Here is an 18,092-nt window from a genome sequence, read left to right as displayed (position 1 = left end):
TCCGGCACACCCCTTGCATATCCCGGTGAAGCAACCCTCAGGAGCTTCACCCCGTGGCCGCAGCCGCTGACAAAACCAAGAAGACCGCCGAAAAGGACAAGACCGCCAAGCCGCGCAGTCCCCTCCTGATCACCGCCCTGGTCGCCGTGCTCGCCGCCGGTGCCGCCGGTGGCGGCGTCTGGTTCTTCAACCAGTCCAAGCACGAAGACGCCCCCGCGCAGGCCCCGAAGCAGGCCGCCACGCCGGCGCCGGCACAGTACTTCGCACTGGAACCGGCCTTCGTGGTCAACCTCAACGGTTCCCTCGACGGGCCGCGTTACCTGCAGGTGGAAGTGCAGCTGATGACCCGCGATCCGGCCGCGCTGGAGGCGATCAAGACCCACGCCCCGGCCCTCCGCGCACGCCTGCTGATGCTGTTCTCGCAGGTCAGCCCGGAGCAGATCGCCGACATCGCCGGCAAGCAGAAGCTGCAGGCCGATGCGCTGGCCGAAGTGCAGAAGGTGCTGAAGGCGGAAACCGGCAGCAAGGGTGCCGACGATCTGCTGTTCACCAGCTTCGTGACCCAGTAAGGGCCTCCAGATGAATGACCTGCTGTCCCAGGATGAGATCGATGCCCTGCTGCATGGCGTGGACAGCGGCGCGGTCGAAACCGAGCCGGACGCCCCCAGCGGCGAAGCGCGCTCGTACGATTTCGCCAGCCAGGACCGGATCATCCGCGGTCGCATGCCGACCCTGGAGATGGTCCACGAGCGCTTCGCGCGCCTGTGGCGGATCGGCCTGTTCAACCTGATCCGCCGCTCGGCCGAGCTCTCGGTGCGCGGCATCGAACTGATCAAGTTCAACGACTACATGCACTCGCTGTATGTGCCGACCAACCTGAACCTGATCCGCTTCAAGCCGCTGCGTGGCACCGGCCTGATCGTGTTCGAGCCGACCCTGGTGTTCGCCATCGTCGACAACTTCTTCGGCGGCGACGGGCGCTACCCGACCCGCATCGAAGGCCGCGAGTTCACCGCCACCGAAATGCGGGTGATCCACCTGCTGCTGAAGCAGACCTTCGCCGACCTGCGCGAAGCGTGGGCACCGGTGATGGAGGTGGATTTCGAGTACATCAACTCGGAGATCAACCCGCACTTCGCCAACATCGTGACGCCGCGCGAGTACGTGGTGGTGTGCCGGCTGCACGTCGAACTCGACGGCGGTGGCGGCGACATCCACGTCACCCTGCCGTACTCGATGCTCGAACCGATCCGCGAACTGCTCGACGCCGGCATCCAGAGCGACCGCAACGACCGCGATGAAAGCTGGGGCCGCACCCTGCGCGAACAGCTCAACGTGGCCGAAGTGACCCTGTCCAGCGTGCTGGCCAGCAAGCGCATGACCCTGCGCGACCTGACCCAGCTGAAGGTCGGCGACATCCTGCCGATCGACCTCAGCCCGCAGGTACCGCTGTGCGTGGAGAACATCCCGGTTTTCACCGGTGAGTTCGGCATCGCCAACGGCATGAACGCCGTGAAGATCACCGCTACCCATCCGCCGGGCACCCGTCCGCGCGTACCCGTCATCCAGGAAGACCCGCAATGAACGACATCGACGCCCTCGAACCGACCCCGGCCCAGTTCGGCAGCCTGCAGGCCGACGAGGCCACCGGCCCGGACCTGAACCTGGACGTGATCCTGGATGTGCCGGTCACGCTGTCGCTGGAAGTCGGCCGCGCCCGCCTGCCGATCCGCAACCTGCTGCAGCTCAACCAGGGCTCGGTGGTGGAGCTGGAACGCGGTGCCGGCGAATCGCTGGACGTGTTCGTCAACGGCACCCTGATCGCCCACGGCGAGGTGGTGGTGATCAACGACCGCTTCGGCGTGCGCCTGACCGACGTGGTCAGCCCCAGCGAGCGGATCCGGAGACTGCGTTGAGCGCGATCGCCTCCACGCTGCTGGCCGTCGCCAAGACGGCCCCGCAGGTCGGCCAGCATGCGCCGGCGGCACCGGGCCTGTTCGGTGCCGTGTTCGCGCTGCTGGCGGTACTGGCCCTGGTGGTCGGCCTGGGCTGGCTGCTCAAGCGCCTGCCCGGCAGCGGTTTCCGCCCTGCCGAAGGCATGAAGCTGGTGGCCAGCCTGAATGTCGGCGCCAAGGAACGGGTGGTCGTGATCGAGGTCAACGGCCAGCAGCTGCTGCTGGGCGTGACCGCCGGCGGCATCAACGCCCTGCATACCCTGGCCGAACCGCTGCCGCCTCCGGCGCCGGTGCGCGTGCCGGACCTGAAGAACCTGCCGAATTTCGCCCAGCTGCTGCAACAGCGGCTGCGCAAGGACCCCTGACATGCGCGTTTCCCGTTCCCGTCCGGCCACCCTGCTGTCGTGGCTGCTGCTGATCGCCCTGTGCCTGCTGCCCGAGCTGGCCTTCGCCGCACCAGGCGCTGGCGGCACGCCGCTGCCGGACATCAACGTCGGCAAGATCGGCGGTGCACCGGTCAGCCTGCCGCTGCAGACCCTGCTGCTGATGACGGCGATCACCCTGATCCCGTCGATGCTGCTGGTGCTGACCTCGTTCACCCGCATCATCATCGTGCTGGGCCTGCTGCGGCAGGCACTGGGCACCGGGCAGACGCCGTCCAACCAGGTCCTGCTGGGCCTGGCCCTGTTCCTCACCGCGATGATCATGCTGCCGACCTGGGACAAGGCCTGGAGCACCGGCATGGCGCCCTACCTCAACGGCGAGATCGACTTCCAGACGGCCTGGACGCTGACCACCACGCCGCTGCGCGGCTTCATGCTGGCGCAGATCCGCGAGACCGACCTGATGACCTTCGCCGGCATCGCCGGCCATGGCACCTACGCCAACCCCGACGCGATCCCGTTCCCGGTGCTGGTCGCCTCCTTCGTCACCAGCGAACTGAAGACCGCCTTCGAGATCGGCTTCCTGATCTTCATCCCGTTCGTGATCATCGATCTGGTGGTGGCCAGCGTGCTGATGTCGATGGGCATGATGATGCTGTCGCCGATGCTGGTCTCGGCCCCGTTCAAGATCCTGCTGTTCGTGCTGGTGGACGGCTGGGTGCTGACCGTCGGCACGCTGGCGGCCAGCTTCAATCCGGCTTGAATCAATCCGGCGTGATCGAGAGGCAGGCGGGTCCAGTCGCCGGGCAGGGCCCGGCACTACCGAACACTTGTTGCCGGGTGTGACCCGGCGCTACCCATGGAACAACGATGACTCCCGAACTTGCCCTGACCGAACTGCGTGGTGGCCTGATCACCGTGTTGTGGGTGGCCGGCCCGCTGCTGCTCACCGTGCTGGTGGTTGGCGTGGTGGTCGGCGTGGTGCAGGCAGCCACCCAGCTGAACGAACCCACCATCGCCTTCGTCGCCAAGGCCGCCGCGCTGACCGCCGTGCTGTTCGCGCTGGGCAGCCTGCTGATCGGCCACCTGGTGGAATTCACCACGCTGCTGTTCCAGCGCATTCCCCACCTGATCGGCTAGGACGCGCGCTTCGATGGACGCCGCCACCCAGATGGCCGCCGACGGCCTGCAGGCCTTCGGCATGATCGGCACCGTGCTGTGGACCATGCTGCGCATCGGCGCGGTGGCCATGGCAATGCCGATGATCGGCACCCGCGCGGTGCCCGGCCGGGTCCGCGTGGTGCTGGCCGGCACGCTGGCCATCGCGCTGGCCCCGCTGCTGCCGCCGGTACCGGACTGGACCGGGTTCGACGCCGCCACCGTGCTGACCATCGCCCGCGAACTGGCCATCGGCGTGGCCATCGGTTTCATGCTGCGGCTGGTGTTCGAGGCCGGCGCCATGGCCGGCGAACTGGTCGCGCAGGGTACCGGCCTGGCCTTCGCGCAGATGAGCGACCCGTTGCGTGGCGGCACGTCCGGTGTCATCGGGCAGTGGTTCTACCTGCTGTTCGGGCTGCTGTTCTTCACCGCCAATGGCCACCTGGCACTGATCTCGCTGGTGGTGGACAGCTACCGGGCACTGCCGATCGGGGCGCCGCTGCCCGATCCGCACGCCTTCTTCAGCATTGCGCCCACGTTCCTGCTGACCGTGTTGCGCGGCGCCCTGACCCTGGCCATCCCGCTCACCGTGGCGATGCTGGCGGTGAACCTGGCCTTCGGCGTGCTTGCGCGCGCGGCGCCGGCGCTCAATCCGATCCAGCTGGGCCTGCCGGTCTCGCTGCTGCTGGGCCTGTTCCTGCTCACCCTGCTGGCGGGCGAAATGGGGCCGCCGGTGCAGCGCCTGTTCGACGCGGCCTTCCAGGCATCCGATGCGGTGACCCGCTGACGCGGTCATCACGCCCTGCTGCTTGCCGTCCCCCCCCGGGCGCGCGTTAGAGTGAATGCGCAGCGACCGGGGGGACGCTGCACCCGGCGGCCGTGCTGGCCGCCCGCCTTATGCATGCCCCACCGTGGTTTTTCCGTTGACAGGCAGGTCCGGGAGACTGACGAATGCTGGTAGGCACGTACAACCCGTGGTTGGTGGCCACCTCGCTGCTGGTTGCGGTACTGGCCTCGTATACCGCGCTGGCCATGGCCGGGCGCACGGTCACCGCACCCGGCAAAGGGGCCACCTGGTGGTGGCGCCTGGGGGGCGGCTTCGCGATAGGCCTGGGCATCTGGTCGATGCACTTCATCGGCATGCTCGCCTTCGACCTTCCCATCGCGCTGGGCTACGACCTGCCGATCACCCTGCTGTCGCTGGCCCTGGCCATCGCTTCATCGGTGTTCGCGCTGTGGCTGGTATCGCTGCGCACCCTGCCCCACCCGCGGCTGGCCGGCGGCGCCCTGTTGATGGGCAGCGGCATCGCCGCCATGCACTACGTGGGCATGGCGGCGATGCGCATGCAGCCGGGCATCGATTACCACCTGGGCTGGCTGTTGCTGTCGCTGCTGGTCGCGGTGGCGGCGTCGTGGACCGCACTGTACGTAGCGTTCCGCCTGCGCGCCCAGCACACCCGCAGCGGCGACCGGCTGGCGGCAGCCGGCCTGCTCGGCCTGGCCATCGTCGGCATGCACTACACCGGCATGGCCGCCGCGCGCTTTCCCGAAGGCAGCGTCTGCGGCGCGGCGGTGGGCGATGGCCTGCAGAACGACTGGCTGGCGATCCTGGTGGTGCTGCTGACGGTGGCCATCCTGGCCGTGGTCCTGGTGGTGTCCTGGCTGGACCAGCGGGTGGAGTCGCAGCTGCTGCGCCTGCGCAATTCGATGCTGAGCACCTCGCTGACCGACGCCCAGCAGGAACTGACCCAGGCCGCGCTGCACGACCCGCTCACCCGCCTGCCGAACCGCCTGCTGCTGCAGCGGCGCATCGTGCAGGCGCTGGCCGAGGCCGAACAGGGCGGCAGCCGCTTCGCGGTGATGTTCATGGACCTGGACGGCTTCAAGCAGGTCAATGATGCCTACGGCCACCAGGCCGGCGATGCGCTGCTGGTCGCCGTGGCCGAGCGCACCCGCCAGCTGCTGCGCCCCCATGACCTGCTGGCCCGCCTGGGCGGCGACGAATTCGTGATGGTGGTGCGCATCGAGAACGACGAGGACCTGCCGACCCTGGCACGGCGCATCCTGCAGGCGGTCGGCAGCGGCCCGCTGCTGCCGGACAACGAACTGCAGGTGACCGCCAGCATTGGCGTGGCGATCTGCCCGGACCACGCCGCCAGCGAACGCCAGCTGATGGCCTTCGCCGATGCGGCGATGTACCAGGCCAAGGAATCGGGCCGCAACGCCTTCGTGATGTTCGCCGACTGGATGAACGACAGCGCCGAGCAGCAGTTCCGGCTGCTGGCCGACCTGCGCCGCGCGATCGGTGGCGAGCAGCTGTTCCTGCACTACCAGCCGAAGATCCGCGTGGCCACGCAGAAGGTTGCCGGTGCCGAAGCGCTGATCCGCTGGCGCCACCCCGAACATGGCCTGATCCCGCCGGACCGCTTCATCCGCCTGGCCGAGCGCAGCGGCGCCATCAACGAGATCGGACGCTGGGCGCTGGACCAGGCCTGCCAGCAGCTGCGGCGCTGGCATGACGCCGGCCATGACGGCTGGTCGATGTCGGTGAACCTGTCGCCGGTGCAGTTCAGTTCCCCGCACCTGCTGCAGGACGTGCGCGAGGTGATCGAACGGCACGGCATCGCGCCCCGCAACCTGGTGCTGGAAATCACGGAAAGCGCGGTGATGCGCGATACCGATACCAGCCTGCGGCTGCTGCAGAGTTTCTCGGCGCTGGGCGTGGGTATCTCCATCGACGACTTCGGCACCGGCTACTCCAGCCTGCTGTACCTGAAGCGCCTGCCGGCCACCGAGATCAAGATCGATCACGCCTTCGTCCGCGACCTGGAGCACAGCGCCGAGGACGTGGTGATCGTGTCGGCGATCGTGGCGCTGGGCCATGCGCTGGACATGGACATCGTGGCCGAGGGCGTGGAAACCGCTGCCCAGCGCGCGTACCTGGAGCGGCTGGGCTGCGACTACCTGCAGGGCTACCTGCTGGGCCGCCCGGTCGACGCCGCCCGTTTCATGCAGCTGCACGACCTGCCGCGGCCGCGGGTGGAGCTGGCACAGAACCCGCCGACGGACGATCCCGCCCGGTAACGCCGCCGGGCCACGTGCGGCGGCCGGCCGGCGCGGCCTGCAATGGGCCGCATCACGGAACACTTCTTGCATGCACCCCGGCAACCCCAGCCGCAGTGCCCGTGATGTCCGAGAACGAAGACGCAGGCGAAAAGACCGAACAGCCAACCGAAAAGCGCCTGCGCGACGCCCGTGAACAGGGCAACCTGCCGCGCTCGCGTGAACTGGGCACGGCCGCCGTGTTCGGCGCCGGGGTGATCGCGGTGATGGCCACCAGCGCTTCGATGACCAGCGGTGCCACGGCCTGGATGAAGCAGGCCCTGAGCCCGCCGCAGAGCCTGCGCCAGAACCCGAAGGAACTGTTCGGCCACTTCGGCGACCTGCTGCTGCAGCTGACCTGGGCGATCGCCCCGCTGGTGCTGGTCTGCCTGCTGGCCAGCTTCGTCGCGCCGCTGCTGATGGGCGGCCTGCGCTGGTCGCAGAAGGCATTGCTGCCCGACATCAACCGCCTGAACCCGATGTCCGGCCTCAAGCGCCTGTACGGCGCCGAGGCGGTGGCCGAGTTCGCCAAGTCGCTGCTGCGCATCGCGTTTGTCGGCGTGGCCGCCGGCCTGGTGGTCTGGACCGGGTTCAACACGCTGCGCGGGCTGATCCACCAGCCACTGGAAACGGCCATCGCCGATGGCCTGGGCTTCACCCTGAAGCTGCTGCTGGCCACCGCCGGCGCCATGCTGGTGCTGGCGGCCATCGATGCGCCTTACCAGCGCTGGAACTGGATGCGCAAGCTGAAGATGACCCGTGAAGAGCTGCGCCGGGAAATGAAGGAAAGTGAAGGCAGCCCCGAGGTGAAGGGCCGCATCCGCCAGCTGCAGCAGCAGATGGCCAACCGCCGGATGATGGAGGCGGTGCCCAGCGCCGACGTGGTGGTGGTCAACCCCACCCACTACGCGGTGGCCCTGAAGTACGAGGGCGGGGCCATGAACGCCCCGACCGTGGTGGCGCTGGGGGTGGATGAAACCGCGCTGCGCATCCGTGAAGTGGCCGACGGCAACAAGGTCGCCATCGTCTCCGCCCCGCCTTTGGCACGCGCCTTGTATCGGGAAGGCCAACTCGGCAAGGAAATCCCCGTGAGACTGTATTCAGCCGTCGCCCAGGTCCTGTCCTACGTCTACCAGCTGCGCAGCTGGCGGAGCGGCCCGATGCCGTCCGCACCGCAGATCGCCGTGGATGAATTCGGCAATGGGGGCCGCCCATGAGCGCGCAGGCCCCCGCGTTCAACACCCGCCGTGCGCTGGAGATGATCCGCCAGGGTCTTGGCGCCCCGCTGATCGTGCTGGCGCTGCTGGCGATGGTCGTGGTGCCGCTGGCCGCACCGGTGCTGGATGCGCTGTTCACCTTCAACATCGCCATCTCGCTGATGGTGCTGCTGGCGGTGGTGTACGTGAAACGGCCGCTGGACTTCACCATCTTCCCGATCGTGCTGCTGATCACCACGATGCTGCGGCTGGCGCTGAACGTGGCCTCGACCCGCGTCATCCTGCTCAATGGCCAGAACGGCCACGACGCGGCCGGCAAGGTCATCGCCGCCTTCGGCGAGTTCGTGATCGGCGGCAACTACGCGGTCGGCATCGTGGTGTTCGCGATCCTCACCATCATCAACTTCGTGGTCATCACCAAGGGCGCCGGCCGCGTCTCGGAAGTGACCGCGCGCTTCATCCTGGACGCCATGCCCGGCAAGCAGATGGCGATCGACGCCGATCTCAACGCCGGCCTGCTGACGCGTGAGGAAGCCAAGCTTCGCCGCGAGGAAGTCCGCGAGGAAGCCGACTTCTACGGCGCGATGGACGGCGCCAGCAAGTTCATCCGCGGCGACGCCATCGCCGGCATCCTGATCCTGTTCATCAACATGCTCGGCGGCCTGGCCGTGGGCGTGCTGCAGCATGGCATGCCGTTCGGCGATGCCGCCGCCACCTATACCCTGCTGTCCATCGGTGACGGCCTGGTGGCGCAGCTGCCTGCCCTGCTGGTGTCCAGCGCCGTGGCGATGCTGGTCACCCGCGCCTCGCGCTCGCAGGACATGGCCCAGGCCATGACCGGCCAGGTGTTCGGCCAGTACCGCGCGCTGGCCATCACCGCCGGCATCCTGGGCCTGGTCGGCCTGGTGCCGGGCATGCCCAACGTCGCTTTCCTGACGCTGGCGGCGATCCTCGGTTTCATCGCCTGGAAGCTGTACCGCAAGGGCCAGGCGCCGGCTGCCGATGCAGCCGCCAATGACGCCGCTGCATTGAATGCGCTGGGCCGCCCCGCCGCGCCGGCGGCCACCGCCGAACTGAGCTGGGACGAACTGCGCCCGGTCGACCCGCTGGGCCTGGAAGTGGGCTATCGGCTGATTCCGCTGGTGGACAGCAACCAGGGCGGCGAGCTGATGGCACGCATCAAGGGCGTGCGCCGCAAGCTGACCCAGGACGTAGGCTTCCTGATTCCTTCTGTGCACATCCGCGACAACCTGGAACTGCCGGCCAATGGCTACCGGGTGCTGGTGCATGGCGTGCCGGTGGCCACCGCCGACATCCATCCGGACCGCGAACTGGCGCTGGACCCGGGCAGCGCGCTCGGCCCGCTGGAAGGCATCGCCGGCAAGGACCCGGCCTTCGGCCTGGACGCCACCTGGATCCAGCCGCACCAGCGTGCCCAGGCGGAAACCATGGGCTACACCGTGGTCGACCCGGCCACGGTGGTTGCCACCCATCTGTCGCACCTGATCCGCGAGCATGCCCCGGAACTGCTGGGCCACGAGGAAGTGCAGCACCTGCTGGCCAACCTGGCCAAGAGTGCCCCCAAGCTCGTCGAAGATCTGACGCCCAAGGCGCTGCCGCTGTCGGCGGTGGTGCGCGTCCTGCAGAACCTGCTGATCGAGCGCATTCCGATCCGCCAGCTGCGCAAGATCGCCGAGGCGCTGGTCGAACACGCCGCGCACAGCCAGGACCCGGCCACGCTGACCGCGGCGGTGCGCACCGCGCTGGGCCGCTTCATCGTGCAGGAGATCGCCGGAATGTCGGCGGAGCTGCCGGTGTTCACCCTCAACCCGCAATTGGAACGTGTCTTGCAGGAGTCCACGCAGGGCAACGGCGCCGCGCTGGAACCCGGACTCGCTGAGCGACTGCACCAGAGCCTGGCCGAATGTGTCAGCAAGCAGGAAGCCAGGAACGAGCCGGCGGTGGTGCTGGTGCCGGGCCCGGTGCGTTCCGCGCTGGCCCGCCTGGTCCGCCACAGCGTCCCGTCGCTGTCGGTCCTGGCCTACAGCGAGGTGCCGGAAGACAAGCGCCTGAAGCTGGTCGGAACGATCAGCTGACGCCGCCTCCCGACGCGCCAGAAAACAGACACCACCTCCACAACGCAGCAACCGACAGATTCCAAGGGGAACCCGAACCGTGCAGACCACCGACCACCCGCGTTCTCCGACCGCCACTCCGCCGACTTCGTCCCGTGACCACAGCATGAAAATCAAACGATTCGTCGCCGCCGACATGCGTTCGGCCATGAACCTGGTGCGCAAGGAGCACGGCCCCGACGCCGTGATCCTGTCCAACCGCCGGATCGAGGAAGGCATCGAGATCGTCGCTGCCGCCAACTACGATGAGAGCGCCGTGCAGCGCGCCCTGGAAGCCTCGCGCCGCGAGGTGGCCCCGCCGCCGCCGCCGAAGCCGCGCACCGCTGCCGATGCCGTGATCGCTGCCGTCACCCGCCGCCGCAGCAGCACCCCCGCCGCCGAGCCGGTCGCCGCGACCACGTCGGCGGTCGCCGCCCTCGCCCGCGCCGCGGTGGGCGCCACCGGCCGCACCCTGGACAGCGCCGACGAGATCGTGCCGACCCGCGGCAGCACCGGCTTTGCCGCCACCCTGGCCCGCGCCGCCGTCAATGAATCGACGCTGCCCGAACAGATCTTCGCGCCGTTCGCCGAGGCCATCGTGGCCCCGCCGGCCGCCGCTGCGACGGTCGCGCCGGCCGCTATCAACCGCGCCCGTTTCCAGATCGATCCGCCGCTGGAAGACACCGCCGCACCGATCGCCGCTGCACCGCCGCCGTTGCCGATGGCCATGGCAGCCGCTGCTGCGCCGGCGCCGGACCTGGAGACGGTGCCGGTCGCTGCCGCCACGGTCGCCGCCGCTGCGGTCGAGGCCGCGCCGGCGCCGCTGCCGGCCCTGGCCGTGGCCCCCGCATTGACCCTGGTCGCGCCGGATGACGCCGAGATCCGCCACCTGCGCCAGGAAGTGGCCGGCATGCGCCAGGTGATCGAGCGCGAGATGAACCGCTTCACCGACGAGCGCCTGCGTGGCTGCCCGGTGCGCGCCACCGCGCTGGACCTGATGGACGAGTACGGCTTCGACGCCGGCATCGCCCGCGACGTGGCCATGCAGATTCCGCCGGAGACCGAGGCCCACCGTGGCCGCGGCCTGATGCTGGGGCTGATCTCGCGCAAGCTGCCGATCGCGCCGGTCGATCCGATGGAAGAAGGCGGCGTCATCGCCCTGGTCGGCCCCACCGGTGCCGGCAAGACCACCACCATCGCCAAGCTGGCCTCGCGCTTCGCCGAAGCCCATGCCGCCCGCGATGTCGCGCTGGTCACCACCGATACCCTGCGCATCGGCGCCCGCGAACAGCTGTACGGTTACGGCCGCCAGCTCGGCATCGCGGTGCACGAGGCCAACAGCGGCACCGACCTGGACCAGCTGCTGGAACGCCTGAAGGACTACAAGCTGGTGCTGATCGACACCGCCGGCCTCGGCCCGCGCGACCGCGCGCTGGCTGCCCAGCTGCAGTGGCTGCGCGCGGCCCGCCAGGTCCGCACCCTGCTGGTACTGCCGGCCAACACCAGCTTCGGCGACATGGACGAGGTGGTGCGCCGCTTCGGCGCGGCCAACCTGCAGGGCCTGGTGCTGAGCAAGCTGGACGAGACCGGCCGCTTCGGCAACGCCCTGTCGGTGGCGGTGGACCACAAGCTGCCGATCACCTGGGTGACCGACGGCCAGGACGTCCCGGACGACCTGCACCGCGCCAGTGCAGCCAATCTTGTACTTCGCCTTGAAGATTTGCGCCGCGCGGCCGATATGCCCTGCAACCCGGAGTTGAACCATGCCGTCGCGTGAGTACGCCAAGCTGACCACCACCTTCCCGCTGTCGGCCACCCGCAGCGAGCCGCTGGGCCCTGTGCGCACGATCGCCGTGACCGGCGGCAAGGGCGGCGTGGGCAAGACCAACGTGTCGGCCAACCTGGCCGTGGCGCTGGCCGGCATGGGCAAGCGCACGCTGCTGCTCGACGCCGACCTGGGCCTGGCCAACATCGATGTGATCCTGGGCCTGAACCCCACCAACACCCTGGCCGACCTGGTCGCCGGACGCTGCAGCCTGGACGATGTGATCATCGAGGGCCCCAACGGCGTGCTGGTGGTGCCGGCCGCGTCCGGTCGCCGGCACATGGCCGAACTGGCCCCGGCCGAGCACGTCGGCCTGGTCAACGTGTTCTCCGAACTGGAACGCGAGCTGGACATCATGGTGGTGGACACCGCCGCCGGCATCAATGACGGCGTGCTGACCTTCTGCCAGGCCGCGCAGGACACCGTGGTGGTGGTCTGCGACGAGCCGGCCTCGATCACCGACGCCTACGCGCTGATCAAGGTGCTGTCGCGCGAACGCGGCGTGGACCGCATCCAGGTGGTGGCCAACATGGTGCGCGACCCCAACGAAGGGCGCGTGCTGTATGAGAAGCTGACCCGCGTCTGCGAGAAGTTCCTGGCCGATGTCTCGCTGAACTACCTGGGCTGCGTGCCGCAGGATGACTGGCTGCGCCTGTCGGTGCAGCGCCAGCAGCCGGTGGTGAAGGCCTACCCGTCCAGCCCGGCCGCGCTGGCGATCACCGAGATCGCCCGCCGCACCGCCCGCTGGCAGGCCCCGACCGAACCCCGTGGTGGCGTCGAGTTCTTCCTCGAACGCATTCTCAAGCAGCGTGGGGTGGCCGCATGAAAGGCGCCGCCCAGTACAGGGAAGTCCAGCGCTCGGCGGCGAACGAGGTCATCGCCCAGCATTCGGACCTGGTGCGGCGCATCGCCCACCACCTGGCCGCACGACTGCCGGCCAGTGTCGAGGTGGACGATCTGATCCAGGCCGGCATGATGGGCCTGATCGAAGCCTCGCGCAGTTACGACGCCGACCAGGGCGCCTCGTTCGAGACCTATGCGTCGATCCGCATCCGCGGTTCGATGATCGACGAGATCCGCCGTGGCGACTGGGTGCCGCGTTCGGTGCACCGTCGCGCCCGCGATGCGGCAGCGACCATCCGCCGGCTGGAGCAGAGCACCGGGCGCGCCGCCAGCGCGACCGAGGTGGCCGCAGCCATGGACATGCCGCTGCCGGAGTACCTGCGGCTGATGGAGGATGCCTCGCGCGGCCAGGTACTGAGCCTGGAATCGCGCATCGAAGACCAGGGCGAGCTGGATACCGTCGCCCAGGGCGGCCCGACCCCGCAGCAGGTGCTGGAGCGCGGCGAGTTCGGTCGCGAGCTGGGCAAGGCCATCGGCCACCTGCCCGAGCGCGAGCAGCTGGTGCTGTCGCTCTATTACGAGCAGGAACTGAACCTGAAGGAGATCGGTGCCGTGCTCGGGGTGAGCGAATCGCGGGTCTGCCAGATCCACGGCCAGGCAGTGCTGCGCCTGCGTGGCCGGTTGAAGATTTTCGAGGCCGCCGATGCCGGCCTTGAACAATGAACATGCTCGAGATGGCCGACGCCGGGCTCGAGAGCTGAACAACAAAGGAACTCTGCTTTGAACAAGAACATGCGCATCCTGATCGTCGACGATTTCTCGACCATGCGTCGTATCGTCAAGAACCTGCTGGGCGATCTGGGCTTCACCAACACCGCCGAAGCCGAGGACGGGCATGCCGCGCTGTCGTTGCTGCAGAGCCAGCCGTTCGACTTCGTGGTCACCGACTGGAACATGCCGGTGATGACCGGCATCGAACTGCTCAAGGCGATCCGTGCCGATGCCAAGCTGAAGACCCTGCCGGTGCTGATGGTCACCGCCGAAGCCAAGCGCGAGCAGATCATCGAAGCCGCGCAGAACGGCGTGAACGGCTACATCATCAAGCCGTTCACCGCGCAGACCCTGGAAGAAAAGCTGGGCAAGATCTTCGAACGCCTGGCGGCCAGCGCCTGATGGATACCACGGTCGACAAGAATGCCCTCGCCCAGCGCCTGCAGGAAGCCCTGGACGCGCTGGAATCCGGCGACGAAGCGGCCTGGCGCCAGCGCATCGACGGTCTGGTGGCGGCACGCACCCAGCCGATGATGAGCGGCCTTTCGCGGCTGGCGCGCGAACTGGGCCAGGCCCTGGGCGAGCTGCCGACCGTGCCCGACGAAGCCGGCGAACTGGACGACGCCTGCGCACGGCTGGATCACGTGGTGGCAATGACCGAACAGGCCACCCATCGCACCCTGGACCTGGCCGAGGAATGCCGCAGCCTGACCGAGCAGCTGCGCGCCGATGGCCTGCAGCCGGGCCAGGATGCACAGCTTGAGCGCATCCGCCACAACCTCACCGAGATCGCCCTGACCCAGAGCTACCAGGACCTGACCGGGCAGATCATCCGCCGCGTGGTGGGCATTGTCCGCCGCGTGCACGAAGGTTTCGGCGCGCTCGGGCTGCCGCCGGAACAGCATCGCACCGCCCCGGAACTGGCCGGGCCGGCACTGAAGGGACTGGACCGCCACGCGGTCTCGCAGAACGACGCCGACGACCTGTTGTCGGATCTGGGGCTGTAACCATGGGCGCGGTAGCCGACGACATCACTGCCGATTTCATCATCGAGGCACAGGAAATCCTGGATCGCCTCGGCGAACAGCTGGTGTCGCTGGAACAGGCACCGCAGGACAACGAACAGCTCAACGCGGTCTTCCGCGGATACCACACGCTGAAGGGCGGCGCGGGCTTCCTCGGCATCACCGCGATGGTCGAACTGTGCCACGCCGCCGAAGAGGCGCTGGGCGCCGCGCGCGCCGGCCAGGCCGTGCTGCAGGCCCATCATTTCGATGCGGCCCAGCAATCGCTGGATTACCTGCAGTCGATGCTCGATGCGGTGTCCTCCGGCAGCGAACCGGGCTACGCCCCGCCGGAACTGGTCGCCCAGTTCGACGTGCAGGGCGGCGCCGCGGCGGCGCCAGCGGTGGCGCCGGCAGCGGCCGGCACCGGCGACCTGATCACCGACGACGAATTCGAGGCCCTGCTCGACCAGTTGCATGGCGGCAAGGCGCCGACCACGGTGGCGCCGGCGGCGAAGAAGGCCGACGACATGATCAGCGAGGACGAGTTCGAAGCCCTGCTCGACCAGCTTCACGGCGGCGCCGCCCCGGGCGCCAGCGCGGTTCCTGCGCCGGCGCCGGTCGCAGCGGCGCCGCGACCTGCAGCGCCGGCGGCAGCGGCCGCGCGGCCGGCGGCCAACAAGCCGGTTGCCGAAGCCGAGCACACCGTGCGCGTGGACACCAAGCGCCTGGATGCCATCGTCAACCTGATCGGCGAGCTGGTGCTGTCCCGCAACCGCCTGAAGACCCTGCGCACGCGCCTGCGCGACGAAGAGCTGGATCGTGCGGTGTCCACCCTGGACATCGCCACCGCACGGCTGCAGTCGGCGGTGATGCGGACCCGCATGCAACCGGTCGGCAAGGTGTTCTCGCGGTTCCCGAAGGTGGCCCGCGACGTTGCGCGGTCGCTCAAGAAGGAAGTGGACCTGGAGCTGATCGGTGCCGAGACCGAGCTCGACCGCAATCTGGTCGAAGCGCTGGCCGACCCGCTGGTGCACCTGGTACGCAACGCGATCGACCATGGCGTGGAAATGCCCGACCTGCGCGAGGCGCAGGGCAAGCCGCGGATGGGCCACGTGCGCCTGTCGGCGCAGCAGGAAGGCGACTATGTCAGCATCGAAGTACAGGATGACGGCGCCGGCATCGATCCGGAAAAGCTGCGCGCGAAGGCGCGCGAGAAGGGCCTGATCGATCCGGAAGCGGCCGCCCGCCTGAGCAGCGAGGAATGCCTGCACCTGGTGTTCCTGCCGGGCTTCTCGACCAAGGCGCAGGTCACCGACATCTCCGGCCGTGGCGTCGGCATGGACGTGGTGCAGTCGCGCATCCGCGAGCTGAGCGGCCAGATCCAGATCCAGTCCGAACTGGGCCGCGGCAGCCGCTTCCTGATCCGCGTGCCGCTGACCCTGGCGATCCTGCCCACCCTGCTGGTGCAGGCCGGCGAGGATGTCTACGCGCTGCCGCTGGCGCGCGTGATGGAAGTGCTGCACGCGCCGCGCACCTCGCTGGGCTGGTTCGACGGCCGTGCCGTGCTGGACCGCCGCTCGCACACCCTGCCGCTGGTGGACCTGCGGCAATGGCTGGATGTGACGCCCGCCGCCTCGTCGCTGCTGACCATCGTGGTGCTGCAGGCCGGTGAAGCGCGTTTCGGCCTGGTCGTGGACCAGGTGCGCGGCCGCGAGGAAGTGGTCATCAAGCCGCTGCCGAAGGCGCTGCGCGGCCTGCGCGGCTACGCCGGCGCCACCCTGATCGGCGACGGCCGCATGGCGCTGATCCTCGATGTGGACGGGCTGAGATGAATCCCGCCGGGCATGGCCCGGCGCTGCCTGGCGTTGCCCTTGCCGGCGACCCGAAAACTGTGACCACCGTCTGTACGCGATCTACCGGTGTCTCAAGTCCCATTCATACACGCCGATACCGGACCCATGGATAGACTCAGCCTCATTGGACTTTTCCTCGCCCTGGCCTCGCTGGTCGGTGGCAGCATCCTCAAGGGCGCCGGCCTGGCCTCGCTGTGGTCGCCTGCTGCGTTCGTGATCGTCATCGTCGGCACCATCGCCGCCATCCTGCTGCACACGGCCCCGGCGGTGTTCAAGCATGCCTTCAGGATCGTGCGCTGGGTCGTGCGCCCGCCGCACAGCGACCGCCGCGAGCTGATCCAGCAGATCGTGGAATGGAGCAACATCGCCCGCCGCCAGGGCCTGCTGGGCCTGGAAGCACAGGTGGAGGCGCAGCAGGACCCGTTCCTGCGCAAGGGGCTGCAGCTGCTGGTCGATGGCGTGGAGCCCGAATCGATCCGGCACATGCTGGAAATCGAGCTGAGCAGCCAGGAACACCAGGACCAGGCCGGGGCCAAGGTGTTCGAGGCGATGGGCATCTACGCGCCCACGCTGGGCATCATCGGCGCCGTGCTCGGCCTGATCGCGGTGATGAAGAACCTGGCCGACCCGAGCAAGCTCGGCCACGGCATCGCCGCGGCGTTCACCGCCACCATCTATGGCATCGCCTCGGCCAATCTGCTGTTCCTGCCGATCTCGGCAAAGCTCAAGAGCGTGATCTCGCACAACAGCCGCGACCGCGAGATGGTCATCGAAGGCCTGATCTCGATCGCCCAGGGCGAGAACCCGCGCAACATCGAAACCAACCTCTCCGGTTTCCTGCACTGACATGGCCCGCCGCAAGCACCACGAAGAGCACGCCAATCACGAGGCATGGGCCATCCCCTATGCCGACCTGATGACGTTGCTGCTCGCCTTCTTCGTGGTCATGTACGCGATTTCCTCGGTCAACGAAGGCAAGTACCGGATCATGGCCGACGCCCTCACCGATGCCTTCGGGGGGGCACCGCGCACCATCAACCCGGTGCAGGTGGGCAACAAGCAGGTGCAGGGCGGCGGATGGGACAGCCCGTCGGTGATCAAGTCCGGCACCAAGATTGGCCCCTCGGCACCGGCGCCATCGCACGATCCCACGCTGCTGCCGTCGATGGCCTCGCAGATGCGCATGCCGGTGTCGGTGCACAACCAGGAACAGATCGCGCGTGCCGAGCGCCAGCTCAACAGCATCGCCGACCGCCTGACCGCCGCGCTGGCACCGCTGATCGATCGCGGCATGATCAGCGTGCGCCGCACCGAGCTGTGGATCGAGGTGGAGATCAACAGCGACATCCTGTTCCCGACCGGTTCGGCCGCGCTGGACGTACACGCGCGGCAGACCCTGGCCAGCCTGGCCGGGGTGCTGCGCGACGTGCCCAACAGCGTGCGCGTGGAAGGCCACACCGACAACGTCCCGATCGCCACCGCGACGTTCCCGTCCAACTGGGAACTGTCGGCCGGGCGCGCCGCCAGCGTGGTGCACCTGTTCGCCGACCAGGGCCTGCAGCCGTCACGGCTGGCGATGGTCGGCTACGGCCAGTTCCGCCCGCGCGAAGAGAACGACAGCGCGCAGGGCCGCAACCGCAACCGGCGGGTGATGGTGATCATCCTGGCCGACACCAGCCACGCAGTCGATCCCCTGGGCGAGCGCCTGAACGCCGCCACCGGCGCTGCCGGCTCCGCCCCCGCACAGCCGGCCGCAACGCCGGCTGCCGGTCCCGCTTCCCCCATCGCACCGGTGCAGTTGCCGCCGGTGCCGGCTGGCAGCCGCGTCGGCGCCGCCGTTCCCCCTGCAATGAAGGAGTAATCC

18 protein-coding genes are annotated in these 18,092 nt (G+C 68.7%); all 18 read left to right on the top strand.

Annotated features, from left to right (window positions below; genetic code table 11):
- Positions 1 to 53 precede the first annotated feature (53 nt).
- The 18 genes from Q5Z10_RS10785 (at position 54) to motD (ending at position 18,089) form a co-directional block, all read left to right on the top strand.
- Entirely contained in the window at positions 54 to 569 is a 516-nt protein-coding gene (locus Q5Z10_RS10785) for a flagellar basal body-associated FliL family protein (protein ID WP_303639070.1), read from the top strand.
- 10 nt (positions 570 to 579) lie between these two features.
- Positions 580 to 1,584 carry a flagellar motor switch protein FliM gene (gene fliM, locus Q5Z10_RS10780; protein WP_303639069.1) on the top strand — a complete coding sequence of 335 codons (1,005 nt, stop codon included), beginning with the start codon at positions 580 to 582 and terminating at the stop codon, positions 1,582 to 1,584.
- A complete protein-coding gene (gene fliN, locus Q5Z10_RS10775; protein WP_303639068.1) occupies positions 1,581 to 1,916 on the top strand; it encodes a flagellar motor switch protein FliN in 336 nt (111 codons plus the stop codon). The genes fliM and fliN overlap by 4 nt, the downstream gene beginning before the upstream one ends.
- Complete coding sequence (gene fliO / locus Q5Z10_RS10770) at positions 1,913 to 2,320, top strand: flagellar biosynthetic protein FliO (RefSeq protein WP_303639067.1); 408 nt, start codon at positions 1,913 to 1,915, stop codon at positions 2,318 to 2,320. Before fliN ends, fliO begins: the two co-directional genes overlap by 4 nt.
- A 1-nt stretch (position 2,321) precedes the next feature.
- Positions 2,322 to 3,101, top strand: coding sequence for a flagellar type III secretion system pore protein FliP (fliP, locus tag Q5Z10_RS10765; protein ID WP_303639066.1), 780 nt, complete (start codon positions 2,322 to 2,324; stop codon positions 3,099 to 3,101).
- Positions 3,102 to 3,208: 107 nt separating this feature from the next.
- On the top strand, positions 3,209 to 3,478 hold the full coding sequence (locus Q5Z10_RS10760; RefSeq protein WP_012510965.1) for a flagellar biosynthetic protein FliQ: 270 nt from the start codon (positions 3,209 to 3,211) through the stop codon (positions 3,476 to 3,478).
- Positions 3,479 to 3,491: 13 nt separating this feature from the next.
- A complete protein-coding gene (fliR, locus tag Q5Z10_RS10755; protein WP_303639065.1) occupies positions 3,492 to 4,283 on the top strand; it encodes a flagellar biosynthetic protein FliR in 792 nt (263 codons plus the stop codon).
- 164 nt (positions 4,284 to 4,447) lie between these two features.
- Positions 4,448 to 6,580 (top strand): putative bifunctional diguanylate cyclase/phosphodiesterase, encoded by a 2,133-nt coding sequence (locus Q5Z10_RS10750; RefSeq protein WP_303639064.1) that lies wholly within the window; start codon positions 4,448 to 4,450, stop codon positions 6,578 to 6,580.
- A 104-nt stretch (positions 6,581 to 6,684) separates the two neighbouring features.
- Positions 6,685 to 7,815 carry a flagellar biosynthesis protein FlhB gene (gene flhB / locus Q5Z10_RS10745; protein WP_303639063.1) on the top strand — a complete coding sequence of 377 codons (1,131 nt, stop codon included), beginning with the start codon at positions 6,685 to 6,687 and terminating at the stop codon, positions 7,813 to 7,815.
- Complete coding sequence (flhA, locus tag Q5Z10_RS10740) at positions 7,812 to 9,911, top strand: flagellar biosynthesis protein FlhA (protein WP_303639062.1); 2,100 nt, start codon at positions 7,812 to 7,814, stop codon at positions 9,909 to 9,911. The genes flhB and flhA overlap by 4 nt, the downstream gene beginning before the upstream one ends.
- A gap of 145 nt (positions 9,912 to 10,056) precedes the next feature.
- Positions 10,057 to 11,706 carry a flagellar biosynthesis GTPase FlhF gene (gene flhF / locus Q5Z10_RS10735; protein ID WP_303639061.1) on the top strand — a complete coding sequence of 550 codons (1,650 nt, stop codon included), beginning with the start codon at positions 10,057 to 10,059 and terminating at the stop codon, positions 11,704 to 11,706.
- Positions 11,693 to 12,580, top strand: coding sequence for a MinD/ParA family ATP-binding protein (locus Q5Z10_RS10730; RefSeq protein WP_303639060.1), 888 nt, complete (start codon positions 11,693 to 11,695; stop codon positions 12,578 to 12,580). Before flhF ends, Q5Z10_RS10730 begins: the two co-directional genes overlap by 14 nt.
- The gene (locus tag Q5Z10_RS10725; protein ID WP_303639059.1) at positions 12,577 to 13,320 is read left to right on the top strand and encodes an RNA polymerase sigma factor FliA; all 744 of its coding nucleotides are present in this window, start codon (positions 12,577 to 12,579) and stop codon (positions 13,318 to 13,320) included. Before Q5Z10_RS10730 ends, Q5Z10_RS10725 begins: the two co-directional genes overlap by 4 nt.
- 57 nt (positions 13,321 to 13,377) lie before the next feature.
- Positions 13,378 to 13,770: a chemotaxis response regulator CheY gene (cheY, locus tag Q5Z10_RS10720; protein WP_005413247.1), complete on the top strand. Its 393-nt coding sequence runs from the start codon at positions 13,378 to 13,380 to the stop codon at positions 13,768 to 13,770.
- A complete protein-coding gene (locus tag Q5Z10_RS10715) occupies positions 13,770 to 14,375 on the top strand; it encodes a protein phosphatase CheZ (protein ID WP_303639058.1) in 606 nt (201 codons plus the stop codon). The genes cheY and Q5Z10_RS10715 overlap by 1 nt, the downstream gene beginning before the upstream one ends.
- Positions 14,376 to 14,377: 2 nt before the next feature.
- Entirely contained in the window at positions 14,378 to 16,207 is a 1,830-nt protein-coding gene (locus Q5Z10_RS10710) for a chemotaxis protein CheA (RefSeq protein ID WP_303639057.1), read from the top strand.
- Positions 16,208 to 16,333: 126 nt separating this feature from the next.
- Positions 16,334 to 17,074 carry a flagellar motor protein gene (locus Q5Z10_RS10705; RefSeq protein WP_303639056.1) on the top strand — a complete coding sequence of 247 codons (741 nt, stop codon included), beginning with the start codon at positions 16,334 to 16,336 and terminating at the stop codon, positions 17,072 to 17,074.
- Between the two features lies 1 nt (position 17,075).
- Positions 17,076 to 18,089 carry a flagellar motor protein MotD gene (gene motD, locus Q5Z10_RS10700; protein ID WP_303639055.1) on the top strand — a complete coding sequence of 338 codons (1,014 nt, stop codon included), beginning with the start codon at positions 17,076 to 17,078 and terminating at the stop codon, positions 18,087 to 18,089.
- Positions 18,090 to 18,092 lie beyond the last annotated feature (3 nt).

The sequence above is a fragment of the Stenotrophomonas sp. 704A1 genome (assembly GCF_030549525.1).
GTDB lineage: Bacteria > Pseudomonadota > Gammaproteobacteria > Xanthomonadales > Xanthomonadaceae > Stenotrophomonas > Stenotrophomonas tuberculopleuritidis.
This window is presented reverse-complemented; position numbering and strand designations above follow the sequence as displayed.

Coding starts and splice junctions, on each gene's coding strand:
- fliM (WP_303639069.1), top strand. CDS start 580: ATGAATGACCTGCTGTCCCAGGATGAGATCGATGCCCTGCTGCATGGC.
- fliN (WP_303639068.1), top strand. CDS start 1,581: ATGAACGACATCGACGCCCTCGAACCGACCCCGGCCCAGTTCGGCAGC.
- fliP (WP_303639066.1), top strand. CDS start 2,322: ATGCGCGTTTCCCGTTCCCGTCCGGCCACCCTGCTGTCGTGGCTGCTG.
- Q5Z10_RS10760 (WP_012510965.1), top strand. CDS start 3,209: ATGACTCCCGAACTTGCCCTGACCGAACTGCGTGGTGGCCTGATCACC.
- fliR (WP_303639065.1), top strand. CDS start 3,492: ATGGACGCCGCCACCCAGATGGCCGCCGACGGCCTGCAGGCCTTCGGC.
- Q5Z10_RS10750 (WP_303639064.1), top strand. CDS start 4,448: ATGCTGGTAGGCACGTACAACCCGTGGTTGGTGGCCACCTCGCTGCTG.
- flhB (WP_303639063.1), top strand. CDS start 6,685: ATGTCCGAGAACGAAGACGCAGGCGAAAAGACCGAACAGCCAACCGAA.
- flhA (WP_303639062.1), top strand. CDS start 7,812: ATGAGCGCGCAGGCCCCCGCGTTCAACACCCGCCGTGCGCTGGAGATG.
- flhF (WP_303639061.1), top strand. CDS start 10,057: ATGAAAATCAAACGATTCGTCGCCGCCGACATGCGTTCGGCCATGAAC.
- Q5Z10_RS10730 (WP_303639060.1), top strand. CDS start 11,693: ATGCCGTCGCGTGAGTACGCCAAGCTGACCACCACCTTCCCGCTGTCG.
- Q5Z10_RS10725 (WP_303639059.1), top strand. CDS start 12,577: ATGAAAGGCGCCGCCCAGTACAGGGAAGTCCAGCGCTCGGCGGCGAAC.
- Q5Z10_RS10715 (WP_303639058.1), top strand. CDS start 13,770: ATGGATACCACGGTCGACAAGAATGCCCTCGCCCAGCGCCTGCAGGAA.
- Q5Z10_RS10710 (WP_303639057.1), top strand. CDS start 14,378: ATGGGCGCGGTAGCCGACGACATCACTGCCGATTTCATCATCGAGGCA.
- Q5Z10_RS10705 (WP_303639056.1), top strand. CDS start 16,334: ATGGATAGACTCAGCCTCATTGGACTTTTCCTCGCCCTGGCCTCGCTG.
- motD (WP_303639055.1), top strand. CDS start 17,076: ATGGCCCGCCGCAAGCACCACGAAGAGCACGCCAATCACGAGGCATGG.